Genomic DNA, 13,993 nt, shown 5'->3' with positions numbered 1-13,993 from the left:
CTCAGCCCGTGCCCTCCGTGCGGGCGCGGCCCGTGCCCTCCCTGCGGGCGCGGCTCGGCTGGACGCGTTTCGGTTCGCCCGGCATCTTCGGGTACTCCGGCGGGTAGGGCAGGTCGCCCAGGCCGTGGTCGTGTTCGTCGCGGCTGGCCAGCTCCAGGAGCGCTTCCAGGGAGTAGGCGTGGTCGTCCATGTCGGCGTGCACGTCGCCGACTTCGGCGAAGCGGGCCGGCATGGTGGCGAGGTCGAAGTCGCGGGGAGCGGCCTCACCGACCTCCTCCCAGCGCAGGGGCGCGGAGACGGGGGCGTGCGGGCGGGGCCGTACGGAGTAGGCGGAGGCGATGGTGCGGTCACGGGCGGTCTGGTTGTAGTCGAGGAAGATGCGTGCGCCGCGTTCCTCCTTCCACCACTTGATGGTGACCTGCTCGGGCATCCGGCGTTCCATCTCCCGGCCGACCGCGATGGCGGCGCGCCGCACCTGGGTGAAGGTCCAGCGCGGTTGAATGGGGACGAAGACGTGCAGGCCCCGGCCGCCGGAGGTCTTCGGCCAGCCGCGCAGGCCGCCGTACTCGTGCAGCACCTCGCGCAGTTCGTGGGCGGCGCGGACGGCGTCGGCGTAGTCGGTGCCGGGCTGCGGGTCGAGGTCGATGCGCAGTTCGTCGGGGTGGTCGACCGCGGTGCGGCGCACCGGCCAGGGGTGGAAGGTGAGCGTGCCGTACTGGGCGGCCCACACGACGGCGGCCTCCTCCGTGGGGCACATCTCGTCCGCGCTGCGGCCGCTGGGGAAGGTGATGTGGGCGGTCGGGATCCAGTCGGGCATGCCCTTGGGCGCGCGCTTCTGGTAGAACCACTCGCCGCCGACACCGTCCGGATGGCGTTCGAGGGTGGTGGGGCGGTCGCGCAGGGCGCGCAGGATGCCGGGGCCGACGGCGGCGTAGTACCGGGCCAGGTCCAGCTTGGTGAAGCCGCGCTCGGGGAAGAAGACCTTGTCCGGGCTGGACAGGCGTACGGTCCGGCCGGCCACTTCCAGTTCCACCGCGTCACCCATGCGGCCACGGTAGGCGCAGCCTGCCCCGTGCGCACACCGGGCGGCGGCCGGGCCGAGCGCGCAGAATCGGAGCCATGGATCTGCCGGTGATGCCGCCTGTGAAGCCCATGCTCGCCAAGTCGGTGGCGCGCATCCCGCCCGGCATGCACTACGAGGCCAAGTGGGACGGGTTCCGGGCCCTCGTGTTCCGCGACGGCGACGAGGTGGAGCTGGGCAGCCGTACCGGCAAGCCGCTGACCAGGTACTTCCCCGAGCTGGTCGCGGCGCTGAAGGAGCGGGTGCCGACGCGGTGCGTGCTGGACGGGGAGATCGTGATCGCCCGCGAGGGGCGGCTGGACTTCGACGCGCTGACCGAGCGGATCCATCCGGCGGCCTCCCGGGTGCGGACGCTGGCCGAGCGGACGCCGGCGTCGTTCGTCGCCTTCGACGTGCTGGCGCTCGGCGACCGCTCGCTGGTGCAGGCCCCGCTCACCGAGCGGCGGGCCCTGCTGGAGCGGGAGTTGTCGGGGGCGGGCGCGCCGGTGCACGTGGCACCGGCGACGACGGACGCGGAGCTGGCGCGGCGGTGGTTCGAGCAGTACGAGGGTGCCGGGCTCGACGGGGTCGTCGCCAAGCCGCTGACGTTGCGCTATCTGCAGGACGAGCGGGCCATGTTCAAGATCAAGCACGAGCGGACGGCGGACGTCGTGGTGGCGGGCTACCGGTTCCACAAGAGCGGTCCGGTGGTCGGTTCGCTGCTGCTCGGCCTGTACGACGACCGGGGCGCGCTGCAGCACGTGGGGGTGTCGGCGGCCTTCCCCATGAAGCGGCGCGCCGAGCTGATCGAGGAGCTGGAGCCGCTGCGGATGGAGGACGTGGGCGGGCATCCGTGGGCGGCCTGGGGGGAGGAGGCGGCCCATGAGACGGCCCGGCTGCCGGGGGCACCGAGCCGCTGGTCGGGCAAGAAGGACCTGTCGTGGGTGCCGCTGCGGCCGGAGCGGGTCGCCGAGGTGGCCTACGACCACATGGAGAACGGCGCCCGCTTCCGGCACACGGCGCGCTTCCGCCGCTGGCGCCCGGACCGGACGGCCGAGAGCTGCACGTACACCCAGCTGGAGGAGCCGGTGCGCTACGACCTCGGCGAGATCCTGGGCACCTAGGCGAAAGCCCGCACGGCCCGCACGGCCGGCTCACGGGGGCTCAGGACCGGCTCAGGGCTGCATGAGGATCTTGATCGCGCCCTCCTGCTTGCGCTGGAACATCTCGTACGCGTGCGGCGCCTCGGAGAGCGGCAGCCGGTGCGTGGCGAAGTCGTCGACGCCGAGCGGGTCCTCGTCGGTGAGGTAGGGCAGGATCTCGTCGCTCCACCGGCGGACGTTCGCCTGGCCCATGCGCAGCTGGATCTGCTTGTCGAAGAGGGTGAGCAGGGGCAGCGGGTCGGCCATGCCGCCGTACACGCCGCTGAGCGAGATGGTGCCGCCGCGCCGCACCAGGTCGATGGCCATGTACAGGGCGCCGAGCCGGTCGACGCTGAAGCGCTCGGCGAGAGGGCCGCTGATCTTGCGCGGCAGCATCGCGGAGGCCGTCTGGGCGAGCTTGGCGGCGTGGCTGCCGTGCGCCTCGGTGCCGACGGCGTCGATCACGGCGTCCGGGCCCCGGCCGTTGGTCTCGTCGTGGATCGCCCGGACCAGTTCCTTCTCGTCGTCGAAGGCCCGGAGGTCGTAGGTGCGCACCCCGCGCCGGTTCGCCCGGGCGAGCCGCTCGGGCACCAGGTCCACGCCGAACACCTGCTCGGCGCCCCGGGCCAGCGCGATGCGGCAGGCCATGTCCCCGATCGGCCCGAGGCCGAGGACGGCGAGGCTGCCGCCGGGCGGGACGGAGGCGTACTCGACGGCCTGCCAGGCGGTGGGCAGGACGTCGGAGAGGTAGACGAAGCGGTCGTCGGGCGGGCCCTCGGGCACCTTGATCGGCCCGAACTGCGCCTGCGGGACGCGCAGGTACTCGGCCTGCGCGCCGGGCACGGCGCCGTACAGCCGGGTGTAGCCGAACAGCGGGGCGCCCATGCCCTCGCCGGTGACCTGGGTGGTCTCGCACTGGGTGGGCAGCCCGGTCAGGCACATCCAGCAGTTCCCGCAGGCGATCTGGAACGGCACGACGACGCGGTCGCCCGCCGCCAGGTCGGGGACGCCGGGTCCGACCTCCTCGACGATGCCCATGGGCTCGTGGCCGAGGATGTCACCCGGGGTCATGAACGGGGTGAGCACCTCGTACAGGTGGAGGTCGGAACCGCACAGTCCGCTGGACGTGATGCGGATGACGGCGTCGGTGGGCTCCTCGATGCGCGGGTCGGGCACGTCCTCCACCCGCACGTCCCGCCTGCCCTGCCAGGTGACTGCCTTCATGGGGTCGCGCTCCCTTGGTCACGGTGGCGCGCCGATTCGCCCAGGCGCGCCCGGTCTGCGGTGGCGCCCGGGTACCCGTGCGCGCCCCGGTGAACCACCGCCCCGCCACGACGACCGCCCCACCCGGACCCTCGGGCCGCCCCCCGTCGCACCCCGTTCGGCCCACCGGGCGCGCGCGATCCGCGTCGAACGGGTAAGGCCGACGGGGTATGACCTACGACGACCCGACAAACACACGATCGACGGATACGAACGGGGTGACCACGGTGGGCATGGGACACGGGGCGCGTCCCCGAAGAATCGCGCCGGTGGCGGTACTGGCCGCCGCCCTGATGACGCTCTCACCGGCGACGGGCTGCTCCCGGCACGGCCCGTCCGACGACGGCCGCGCGCCGCACCGCAGCGCGGCCCCCGCGCAGTCGCCGACGCCGTCGCCGTCCGCCTCGCGGGCGTCCGGCTCCCCGCTCGCGGTGAAGATCGACAACGTCCCGGCGGCACGCCCGCAGACGGGTCTCGATGCGGCGGACGTCGTCTACGCGGAGCAGGTCGAGGGCGGTCTGAGCCGGCTGATGGCGGTGTACGCCACCCGGCTGCCGAAGTCGGTCGGCCCCGTGCGCAGCGCCCGCGAGTCCGACCTGGAGCTGTTGCGCCAGTTCGACGAGCCGACGCTGGCCTTCTCGGGGGCCCAGCGCAAGCTGCTGCCGCTGATCCACCGGGCTCCGCTGCGGGCCGAGTCGCCCGACGAGGCGGCCGCCGCCTACTACCGCGGGACCAGCCGGGCCGCGCCGCACAACCTGTACCTGCGCCCCGACCGGCTCCTGCGCTCCGCTCCCGGCAGGGGTGCGCTGACCACGGGCTTCCGGTACGGTCCCGCGCCCGCCGGAGGCAGGCCCACGGCCTCGCGGACCGTGCGCTACCCGGCGGCCCGGTTCGCCTTCACCTGGTCGGCGCGGCAGGGCGGCTGGCAGGTCTCCATGGACGGCACGCCCGCGGTCACCACCGGCGGACAGCGGCTGGCGCCGCCGACGGTCGTCGTGCAGTACGTGGAGGTCCGCTCGTCCCGCTATCACGACCGGCTCGGCAACCACACGCCGTACACCGAGACGGTCGGCTCCGGGAAGGCCGTCGTCCTGCGGGACGGGCGCTCCTTCGACGCCACCTGGTCCCGGCCGGGCGCGACGGACGGCACGACGTTCACGGCCGCGGGCGGCGGCCCGATGGACTTCGCCGACGGCCAGGTGTGGGTGGTGTTCGCCGCGGCACCCTCCTGACGCGGCACGCTCGCGGACTCCTCGGCCCCGTCTCAGCCCTCCGGTACGGCCGCCGCGGGCTCGGCGGGGTGGCGCAGGTCCTCCACGGCGTCGGCGACCCGGCGGATCAGGCCGAAGAAGAGCGCCTGCTCGTCGGCGGAGAGCGGGGCGAGGAAGACCTGGTTCATCCGGGCGGTGCGCACGGTCAGCCTGCGGTGGGTGCGCTGCCCCTCGTCGGTGAGACGGAGCAGGAAGCGGCGGCCGTCCTGGGGATCGCGCACCTTGTCCAGCAGCCCGCGCCGGCCGAGCCGGCTGACGACCTCGGCGATGGTCGACCGGTCCAGGCCCACCCGCTCCCCCACGGTCCGCTGGTCCAGGCCCGGCTCGGCGACGAGCGCGTTGAGCACGGCGAACTGGGGTGAGGTGATCTCCTCCGAGACCATGCTGTTCCACAGCAGGTAGTGGGCCTGCTGGAGCCGCCGGGCCAGGTGCCCGGGGTGGGTGGCGAGGTCCACGGCGGCCATGTGCGCTCCCCTGGTCGATTCATCGGTGCACTGAACGATACCCGTACCGGAAACGGTGTCTGCGGCACCAAACCTGGATAACACCAGGTCTTGACGGTGCACGAGCCTCGGTGGCAGCGTGAGCGGCACCTCACGACATACTCAGTGCACTGATTAATCGCAGAGATATTAATTGCAGAGACGAGGCCTCACGGATGGACAAGGTGGTCGCCACCGCCGCGCAGGCGGTGGCCGACGTGCCGGACGGCGCGTCCCTCGCGGTCGGCGGCTTCGGGCTCAGCGGTGTGCCGAACGTGCTGATCCAGGCGCTGTACGAACGCGGCACGAGCGGCCTCGGCGTGGTCTCCAACAACTGCGGGGCGATGGGGACCGGGCTGGCGGTGCTGCTGGCCGCGGGCCGGATCGCCCGGGTGACCGGCTCCTACATCGGCGCCAACAAGGAGTTCGCCCGGCAGTACCTGGCCGGCGAGCTGGAGGTGGAGCTCATCCCGCAGGGCACGCTGGCCGAGCGGCTGCGCGCGGGCGGCGCGGGCATCCCCGCCTTCTACACCCCGGCGGGTGTGGGCACGCAGGTCGCCGAGGGCGGACTGCCGTGGCGGTACGACGGCTCCGGCGGGGTCGCGCTCGCCTCACCGCCCAAGGAGGCCCGCGAGTTCGACGGCACACCGTACGTCCTGGAGCGCGGCATCCGCACCGACTTCGCGCTGGTCCGCGCCGCCCGGGGCGACCGGCACGGCAACCTCGTCTTCAACAGGGCCGCCCGGAACTTCAACCCCCTCGCCGCCATGGCCGGACGCGTCACGATCGCCGAGGTGGAGGAGCTGGTCGAGCCCGGCGCGATCGACCCCGACGCGGTGCACCTGCCCGGCGTCTTCGTGCGGCGCGTGGTGGCACTGACCCCCGAGCAGGCGGCGGACAAGAGGATCGAGCGGCGGACGGTGAGGTCCTGATGGCCTGGACACGTGAGGAGATGGCCGCCCGCGCGGCCCGCGAACTGAGGGACGGCCAGTACGTCAACCTCGGCATCGGCCTGCCGACGCTGATCCCGGGCCACCTGCCGCCGGGCGTCGAGGTGGTCCTGGAGTCGGAGAACGGCATCCTGGGCACGGGCCCGTACCCTCTCGACGACGAGGCCGACCCCGACCTGATCAACGCCGGCAAGGAGACCGTGACGGTCCTGCCGGGCGCCTCCTTCTTCGACTCGGCGCTGTCCTTCGCGATGATCCGCGGCGGGCACATCGACGTGGCCGTCCTCGGCGCGATGCAGGTGTCCGCGGGCGGCGACCTCGCCAACTGGGCGGTCCCGGGCAAGCTCGTCACGGGCATCGGCGGCGCCATGGACCTGGTGCACGGCGCCCGCACGGTCGTCGTCGTCATGACGCACACCGCCAAGGACGGCTCCCCGAAGATCCTTGAGCGGTGCACGCTGCCGCTCACCGGCAAGGCGTGCGTGAACCGGATCGTCACGGACCTGGCGGTGCTGGACGTCACCGCCGAAGGACTCCTCCTGGTGGAGACCGCGCCGGGCGTGAGCGTGGAGGACGTCGTCGTCAGGACCGACGCCGAACTGACCGTCGGACGGGACGTGCCGTGAACCGCGTGTACGTGGTCGACGCCGTCACCACCCCGTTCGCCCGCCGCGGCTCCGGCACCGGCGTGGCCACCCCGGGCGTGGGCGTCGGCCGGAGTCCCGCCCTCGCCTACGCCCTCGAACGCCCGTGAACCGTCAGGAATCCCCCATGCCCCTCACCCAGCAGGACATCGACCGGGAGATCGCGGCCGCGCACGCGGCGTACGAGAGGCGGGTCGCCGACGGCGCGCCGGCCGAGCACCACCCGCGCCGCGACTACGCCCCCTACCGCTCCTGCGTGCTGCGCCACCCGAAGCAGCCCCTGGTCTCCATCGACACCACCGAGGACCCCGAACTGGTCGAGCTGCACTCCCCCGCCTTCGGCGAGCGCGACCTCACCGAGACCGACAACGACCTCACCCGGCAGCACACCGGCGAACCCATCGGCGAGCGGATCACCGTCTCCGGACGGCTCCTGGACCGCTCCGGACGCCCGGTCCGCGGCCAGCTCGTCGAGATCTGGCAGGCCAACTCGGCCGGACGCTACGCCCACCGGCGCGAGCAGCACGACGCCCCGCTGGACCCGAACTTCACCGGCGCGGGCCGCACCCTCACCGACGACGAGGGCCGCTACCGCTTCACCACCATCCAGCCCGGCCCCTACCCCTGGCGCAACCACGTCAACGCCTGGCGCCCGGCCCACATCCACTTCTCGGTCTTCGGTACGGCGTTCACCCAGCGGCTGGTGACGCAGATGTACTTTCCGAACGACCCGCTCTTCCCGTACGACCCGATCCTGCAGTCCGTGACCGACGACGCGGCCCGGCAGCGGCTGGTCGCCGTCTACGACCACCACCTGTCGGTACCGGAGTTCTCCCTCGGCTACCGCTGGGACATCGTGCTGGACGGCCCGGCCGCCACCTGGATCGAGGAAGGACGCCGACACCGGCCATGACGACCACCGACACGAACGGCACGGAGCACCCGCCGCCCACCCCTTCCCACACCGTCGGCCCCTTCTACGGGTACGCACTGCCGTTCTGCGGCGGCGAGGACGTCGCACCGCTGGGCCACCCGGACACGGTCACCGTGCACGGCCACGTCCTCGACGGCGAGGGCCGGCCGCTCCCGGACGCCCTCGTCGAGCTGTGGGGAGCGCGCCCGGACGGCACCGTCCCACGGGTGGACGGCTCCATGCGCCGGGACCCGGCGACCGGCGGCCATCCGGGCCGCAACGGCGTGGAGTTCACCGGCTGGGGCCGGAGCCGGACGGACACGGACGGCCACTGGTACGCGCGCACCCTGCGGCCGGGAGCACGCGGGGGCAGCGCCCCGTACCTGAGCGTCTGCGTCTTCGCGCGCGGCCTGCTCGTCCACCTGTTCACCCGGATCTACCTGCCCGGCGACGAGGCGGCCCTCGCCGCCGACCCGCTGCTCGGCCGGGTGGGCGACCGGCGTGACACGCTGATCGCCCGCGACGAGGGCGGCGGCACCTACCGTTTCGACATCCGGCTCCAGGGCGAGGCCGAGACGGTCTTCCTGGAGTACCGGTGACCGCCCCGCGCGCCGGGCACGAGACGCCGGCGGACGGCGACGGCGACAGCCTGCTCGGCCCCGGCTGGGCCGGTGCCCCGGCCGCGCAGGCGACCGGCGACACCGCCTTCCTCACGGCCCTGCTCGACGCCGAGGCCGCCCTGACCCGCGCCCAGGCCGCACTGGGCCTGGCCCCCGCCGAGGCCGCCGAGGCGGTGACCCGCGCGGCCGATCCGGCCCGTTTCGACGTCCGTTTGCTCGCGGGACGCGCCCGCGCCGGCGGCAACCCCGTCATCCCGCTCGTCGCCGAGCTCACCGAGGCGGTGGGCGAACCGCACCGGCCCCAGGTGCACCGGGGCGCGACCAGCCAGGACATCATGGACACGGCCGTCATGCTGGTTGCCTCGCGCACCCTGGAGCCGGTCCTGGCCGACCTCGCCCGCACCGAACGCGCCCTCGCCCGCCTAGCCGCCGCCCACCGGGACACCCCGATGCCGGGGCGCACCCTCACCCAGCACGCGGTGCCGACCACGTTCGGTCTCAAGGCCGCCGGATGGCGCGCCCTGGTCCTCGACGCACGCGACCGGATCACCCGGGTGCGCCGGGCCCTGCCCGCCCAACTCGGCGGCGCCGCGGGCACGCTGGCCGCGTTCCGGGAGTACGGCGCCCCGGACCCGGCCGCGCTGGTCGAGGCGTACGCCCGGGAAGTCGGCCTGGCCGCACCGCCGTTGCCGTGGCACACCCTGCGGACGCCGGTCGCCGACCTGGCCGGCTGTCTCGCGTTCACGGCGGGCGCGCTGGGCAAGATCGCCGAGGACGTGCTGACCCTGTCGCGCACCGAGACCGGCGAGGTCGCCGAGGGCAGCGGCGGCGGCTCGTCGGCCATGCCGCACAAGACGAACCCGGTGCGCTCCACCCTCGTCGCGGCCGCCGCCCGGCGCGCCCCGCAGCTCGCGGCCGTCCTGTACGGCTGTCTCGCCGCCGGGGACGAACGCCCGGCCGGGGCCTGGCACGCCGAGTGGGAGCCGCTGCGCGACCTGCTCCGGCTGGTCGGCGGAGCCGCCCGCGACGCGGCCGAACTCACCGAGGATCTGCGGGTGGACACGGCGGCCATGCGGCGCGATCTGGACCTCACCCGGGGACTGATCGTCTCCGAGCGCCTGTCCGCCGCCCTCGCCCCCCGCCTCGGCCGCGCCCGGGCCGGAGAACTCCTCACCGAACTCACCCGCCGGGCCCACGACGAGGACCGGTCGCTGTACGAACTCCTCGCCGAGCAGCCCGGACTGAGGGGCGTCGACCTGACCGAGCTGACGGACCCCGCCCGCTACACCGGCTTCGCCGGTGCCCTCACCGACCGCGCCCTGGAGCGACCTTGACCGCGACCCTCCTCAACCACCTGGCGGAAGGCCCGGCCTCCGCTCCCCCGCTGCTGCTCGGACCCTCGCTCGGCACCTCGCTCGCGCTGTGGGACGGGGTCGCCCTTGAACTGTCCGCGGGCCACCGGGTGGTGCGCTGGGACCTGCCGGGGCACGGCGGGTCCGCGGCCGGGCTGATCGGGCCGGGCGCCACCGTCGGCGATCTCGCCGCACAGGTGCTGGCGCTCGCCGACGCGCTCGGCGTCGAGCGGTTCGCCTACGCGGGCGTGTCCCTGGGCGGCGCGGTCGGCCTGCACCTGGCCGCGCACCACCCCGAACGGCTCACCTCGCTGGCCGTGGTGTGCGCCTCCGCCCACTTCGGCGGTGCGGCGCCCTGGCGGGAGCGGGCCGAACGGGTGCGCCGGGAGGGCATGCAGTGGCTGCTGGAGAGCGCCGAGGCACGCTGGTTCACCCCCGGCTTCACCGTGCCCCGGCTGCTGCGCGACCTCCGGGAGGCCGACCCTGAGGCGTACGCCGCCTGCTGCGACGCGCTGGCCGCCTTCGACCTGCGGGACCGGCTCGCCGGCATCACCGTTCCGACCCTGCTGGTCGCGGGACGCCAGGACCCCGCGACGCCGCCCGCGCATCTGCGGGAGATCGCGGACGCGGTGCCGGGCGCGGCGCTCGTGGAGCTGCCCGGGGCCTCCCACCTCGCGCCCGCGCAGTGCCCGCGGGCCGTGCTCACCGCGCTGCGCACCCAGCTGGACGGGCCGCCGGCGAGCGGGACGGCGGTGCGCCGGGAGGTGCTCGGCGACGCCCACGTGGACCGGGCGCAGGCCCGGCAGACCCCGTTCACCGCGCGCTTCCAGGACTTCATCTCCCGCTACGCCTGGGGCGAGATCTGGACGGACCCGACGCTCTCGCGCCGCGAGCGCAGCATGATCACGCTGACCGCGCTGGCCGCCCACGGCCACTACGAGGAGCTGGCCCTGCACGTCAGGGCGGCGCGGCGCAACGGGCTGAGCCCGGACGAGATCGGCGCGGTGCTGCTGCAGACCGCCGTGTACTGCGGGGTGCCCGCGGCCAACTCGGCCTTCGCGACGGCCCAGCGGGTGCTCGCCGAGGAGGACGAACGGTAGCCGGGGAGGTCGAGAGGTGGCCGTCGGCGGCGGGCGGTGGCCATGGGGGGTGGTGGCCGCGGATGACCGGCGGCCGCCGTTGGACGACGAGCGGCAGCCAAGGGCGGCGGGCGGTGGCTGAGGGCGCCGGGCGGTGGCCGTGGACGACGGCTGGGCGGGCGCCGCTCATCCCTTGGGGTACGGGTCCTCGGGCGCACCGCCCTGGGTGCGCCGAGCTGGGACGCGCCGAGCTGGGACGCGCCGTCCTCCGGTGCTCGGCGGCCGTCCCGGCTAGTGCAGTCCCCGGCCCGTCTCCAGCACCTCCCGGGCCTGTGCCGCGAGGCCGTCGGCGCCGCATGAACGGGCCAGCGCCAGGCCGCGGTTGAGCTCGGTCGTCGAGCGCGTGACGATGCCGTACTCGACCCGGGCCGCCGCGTGCTCGTACTGGCAGGGCGAGGCCTCCAGGTAGGCGACGGCCTGGGCGGCCAGGCCGACCGCCCGCTGGCCGGTCTCCAGGGCGGCCGCGCAACGCAGCGCCTCACCGATGGCGGTGTCGGTGCCGAACCGCTCGGCCTGCCGGCGGGCGTCGGCGGCGAGCCGGGCCGCCCGGGCGGGGTCCTGGCCGGCGAGGGCCCTGGCCAGGTCGACGGACCAGGGCGCGAGGACCGGGTTGTGCCCGCCGCGCGAGACGGCCGTCTTCTCGGCGGCCTCCAGTTCGTTGATGCCCTCCTCGGTGCGGCCGACCGCGATCAGCAGCCGCCCGCGCACGGAACGGATGTCGGGCAGCACGATGGTGGACGGATACGGCGGGGCGAAGCCGTACTGCTCGGCTATCGACCAGGCCTCGCCGGTCTGGCCGCGGGCCAGCAGGGTGTCGACGAGGCCGCAGGTCGCCGACCAGTACAGGGGCAGTCCGCGGCCGACCCGCTCGGCCAGGGCCAGCGCCTCGCGCAGGGTGGACTCGGCGTCCTTGAGCCGCCCCTGCCTGCGGTAGGCGAGGCCGAGGAAGGCGTTGGCCAGGGAGAGGTGACCGCCGCGCCAGCCGGCCCCGGTGTAGGCGCGCAGGGCCTCGGCGAAGAGGCTCTCGGCACGGTCGAGCCGGTCGGCGTAGGTGTAGGCGCTGCCGAGCATCATCAGCAGTTCGATGCCCCACTCCCCGTCGGTCCAGCCGAGGCCGGGCGCGAGCCGCCCGTTGACGAGGGCGCGGTCGCAGAGCTGCAGGACCTCCTCGGCGTTCTCGCCGTGGGTCATCGCGTCGAAGCCGCGCAGGATCAGCAGGGCGCGCTCGGAGTTGTCCCGGCCGGTGCAGGTGGCGGCGAGTTCGGCCAGGCGGCGGGAGCGTTCCGGGGAGACGGTCTCGCCGTGGATGCCCTCCCACATGAACTGCACGGCGTGCAGCCGCAGTTTGACCGGGCCCGCCGTGTGCCGGGCCGCCTCGGCCTCGACGGTGCGGACCGCCTCCTCCAGCTGGTCGTTGTGGATCAGCGCCTGGGAGAGCCGGACCACGGCGTCGACCCGCTCGTCGGCACCGAGGCCGGACAGCGCGAGCGCGTTCTGCAGGTGCTCGACGGTGACGGCGGGCGCGGTCAGCAGGGTGGCCCGGCCGAGTTCGTAGAGCACCCGGGCGTGCACCTCGGGCCGGGGCGGCTCGCGCAGGGCACGCTCCAGGCAGCGGCGGGCCGCGTCCGGCGCGCCGACGGCGAGGTGTTCGCGGGCCGCCTCGCGCAGCTGCTCGACGAGTTCCTCGTCGTCGTCCGGATGCACCTTCAGCAGGTGCCGGGACGCCTCGGCGGCGCCACGCCCGCTCTCGGTGACGATCTGGGCGGCGATGCCGTGCATGGCGGTGCAGACACCGGGCGGGATCGAGTCGTAGACGGCGGAGGCGATCAGCGGGTGGACGAACTCCAGGTCGCCGGTGTCCGCCTCACCGGCGACCGTGGGGTCGGGTTCGGTGAGGATACGGGCGGTGCACAGCAGTTCCGCGCAGCGCTCGGCGGTGCCGGCGGGCATGCTGGCGAGCCGGGCGACCATGTCGACGGAGATGCCGGTGCCCAGGATCGCGGCCGCCCAGGCGAACCGGGTGGCCTCGATGCCGAGGCCCTTGAGCCGGTCGACGAGTCCGCCGCCGCGGGCGGAGCGGTTCAGCGCGCGCAGTTCGGCGGCCCTGGCCTCGACCGGCTGGACCTCCCTGTCCTGCACCTTGGCGAGGAGCTCGACGGTGTCGTACGGGTTGCCGCCGGTGACGGCCCAGACCTCGCGGCAGAACGGGTCGTCGGCCTGCCGCCCCACGGTGGCGCGGGTGAGTCCGGCGGTGGCGTCCGGGGTGAGGGCGCTGAGGTTGTTGACGGGGCGGCCGGCCGCGGCGGCCACCGCCTCCAGGAGGCGGGCGCTCTCGCCGTTCACCTCGCCGGGGCGCCGCGCGACCACGACCAGCACGGGCAGGTCGTCCAGGCGTTCGGCGAACGCGGCGAGCCAGCGCAGGGTCTCCTGGTCGGCCCAGTGCGCGTCGTCGACCAGCAGGACCAGCGGCCATTCGCGGCGGGCGAGCCGGCGCACGGCCGCGACGAGTCCGTCGCACACGTACTGCGGGTCGGCGCTGCCCCCTGCGGGGTCCACTATGCCGAGGGCGGGTCCGGCGATATCGTACCAGTCGCCGAGGTACTCGCGGGCCTCCTCCGGCAGCAGCGACATGAGCGCGGGCTGCAGCAGCTGGCGTACGACGTTGAACGGGACGGACCTCAGGGTCTCGCCGCCGCGCGCGGACCACACGGCGCAGCCGCGGCGCTCGGCGATGCGGCGGGTCTCGGCCAGCAGCGCGGTCTTGCCGAGCCCTGCCTCGCCCCGGAAGACCAGCAGGTTCCCCGCGGACGTCCGGTCGGCGCACAGGCCGTCGAGTGCCGCGGTGACGGTGGCGATCTCGGCGTCCCGCTCCCACAGGGAAGCCGAGCCGGCCGCCGACGGCCGTCCCTCCGTCATCCCGTTACCTCCCCAGGTCGCCCGAATGACGTACAGACCCCGAGCCTAGCCGTCGGGTGGGATGTGTGGTGGCTGGTCGGGACAGGTGTTGCCCCGCCGGGTGAAAGAGGAAGCGGCGGGGCGACGCGCTCACCGCCCGGCCAGCCGGTACGCGACCGACGGACCGTCAACAAGGTGGGAGCCAGGCCGATTTCCGAGGACGTGGAGTACGGGGGGCACGGGGAGGACGGGGAGTGCGCGA

General features: G+C 74.5%; 13 protein-coding genes. 9 read left to right on the top strand and 4 right to left on the bottom strand.

Annotated features, from left to right (window positions below; translation table 11 throughout):
* Nucleotide 1 precedes the first annotated feature (1 nt).
* A complete protein-coding gene (gene ligD, locus B446_RS30715; protein ID WP_020943339.1) occupies nucleotides 2-1,045 on the bottom strand; it encodes a non-homologous end-joining DNA ligase in 1,044 nt (347 codons plus the stop codon).
* A 74-nt stretch (nucleotides 1,046-1,119) separates the two neighbouring features.
* On the opposite strand from ligD, the gene B446_RS30710 reads away from it, so the two are divergent.
* Complete coding sequence (locus B446_RS30710) at nucleotides 1,120-2,184, top strand: ATP-dependent DNA ligase (RefSeq protein WP_020943338.1); 1,065 nt, start codon at nucleotides 1,120-1,122, stop codon at nucleotides 2,182-2,184.
* Nucleotides 2,185-2,235: 51 nt separating this feature from the next.
* On the opposite strand, the gene B446_RS30705 is transcribed toward B446_RS30710, so the two are convergent.
* Entirely contained in the window at nucleotides 2,236-3,426 is a 1,191-nt protein-coding gene (locus tag B446_RS30705; protein ID WP_020943337.1) for a zinc-dependent alcohol dehydrogenase, read from the bottom strand.
* A 272-nt stretch (nucleotides 3,427-3,698) separates the two neighbouring features.
* Between B446_RS30705 and B446_RS30700 the strand changes: the two genes are divergently transcribed.
* On the top strand, nucleotides 3,699-4,697 hold the full coding sequence (locus tag B446_RS30700) for a DUF3048 domain-containing protein (RefSeq protein WP_043479428.1): 999 nt from the start codon (nucleotides 3,699-3,701) through the stop codon (nucleotides 4,695-4,697).
* Nucleotides 4,698-4,729: 32 nt separating this feature from the next.
* On the opposite strand, the gene B446_RS30695 is transcribed toward B446_RS30700, so the two are convergent.
* Nucleotides 4,730-5,200, bottom strand: coding sequence for a MarR family winged helix-turn-helix transcriptional regulator (locus tag B446_RS30695; RefSeq protein ID WP_020943335.1), 471 nt, complete (start codon nucleotides 5,198-5,200; stop codon nucleotides 4,730-4,732).
* A gap of 194 nt (nucleotides 5,201-5,394) precedes the next feature.
* Here B446_RS30695 and B446_RS30690 point away from each other — a divergent pair, with 194 nt between their 5' ends.
* The 7 genes from B446_RS30690 to pcaD are packed head-to-tail and all read left to right on the top strand — an operon-like array spanning nucleotide 5,395 to nucleotide 10,797.
* The gene (locus B446_RS30690; RefSeq protein WP_020943334.1) at nucleotides 5,395-6,150 is read left to right on the top strand and encodes a CoA transferase subunit A; all 756 of its coding nucleotides are present in this window, start codon (nucleotides 5,395-5,397) and stop codon (nucleotides 6,148-6,150) included.
* On the top strand, nucleotides 6,150-6,794 hold the full coding sequence (locus B446_RS30685) for a CoA transferase subunit B (RefSeq protein WP_020943333.1): 645 nt from the start codon (nucleotides 6,150-6,152) through the stop codon (nucleotides 6,792-6,794). Before B446_RS30690 ends, B446_RS30685 begins: the two co-directional genes overlap by 1 nt.
* The gene (locus B446_RS40840) at nucleotides 6,791-6,922 is read left to right on the top strand and encodes a hypothetical protein (RefSeq protein WP_268825420.1); all 132 of its coding nucleotides are present in this window, start codon (nucleotides 6,791-6,793) and stop codon (nucleotides 6,920-6,922) included. The genes B446_RS30685 and B446_RS40840 overlap by 4 nt, the downstream gene beginning before the upstream one ends.
* Nucleotides 6,923-6,939: 17 nt before the next feature.
* The gene (gene pcaH, locus B446_RS30680; RefSeq protein ID WP_020943332.1) at nucleotides 6,940-7,725 is read left to right on the top strand and encodes a protocatechuate 3,4-dioxygenase subunit beta; all 786 of its coding nucleotides are present in this window, start codon (nucleotides 6,940-6,942) and stop codon (nucleotides 7,723-7,725) included.
* Nucleotides 7,722-8,324 carry a protocatechuate 3,4-dioxygenase subunit alpha gene (pcaG, locus tag B446_RS30675; protein ID WP_020943331.1) on the top strand — a complete coding sequence of 201 codons (603 nt, stop codon included), beginning with the start codon at nucleotides 7,722-7,724 and terminating at the stop codon, nucleotides 8,322-8,324. The genes pcaH and pcaG overlap by 4 nt, the downstream gene beginning before the upstream one ends.
* Nucleotides 8,321-9,679: a 3-carboxy-cis,cis-muconate cycloisomerase gene (gene pcaB, locus B446_RS30670; RefSeq protein WP_020943330.1), complete on the top strand. Its 1,359-nt coding sequence runs from the start codon at nucleotides 8,321-8,323 to the stop codon at nucleotides 9,677-9,679. Before pcaG ends, pcaB begins: the two co-directional genes overlap by 4 nt.
* Nucleotides 9,676-10,797 (top strand): 3-oxoadipate enol-lactonase, encoded by a 1,122-nt coding sequence (pcaD, locus tag B446_RS30665; RefSeq protein ID WP_020943329.1) that lies wholly within the window; start codon nucleotides 9,676-9,678, stop codon nucleotides 10,795-10,797. The genes pcaB and pcaD overlap by 4 nt, the downstream gene beginning before the upstream one ends.
* Nucleotides 10,798-11,067: 270 nt before the next feature.
* Here the strand turns inward: pcaD and B446_RS30660 are convergent, their stop codons facing one another.
* The gene (locus B446_RS30660) at nucleotides 11,068-13,752 is read right to left on the bottom strand and encodes an ATP-binding protein (RefSeq protein ID WP_020943328.1); all 2,685 of its coding nucleotides are present in this window, start codon (nucleotides 13,750-13,752) and stop codon (nucleotides 11,068-11,070) included.
* Nucleotides 13,753-13,993 lie beyond the last annotated feature (241 nt).

It is taken from the genome of Streptomyces collinus Tu 365 (genome assembly GCF_000444875.1).
GTDB lineage: Bacteria > Actinomycetota > Actinomycetes > Streptomycetales > Streptomycetaceae > Streptomyces > Streptomyces collinus_A.
Note: the sequence above shows the minus strand (reverse complement) of the source record. Positions and strands in the feature narration are given on the sequence as shown.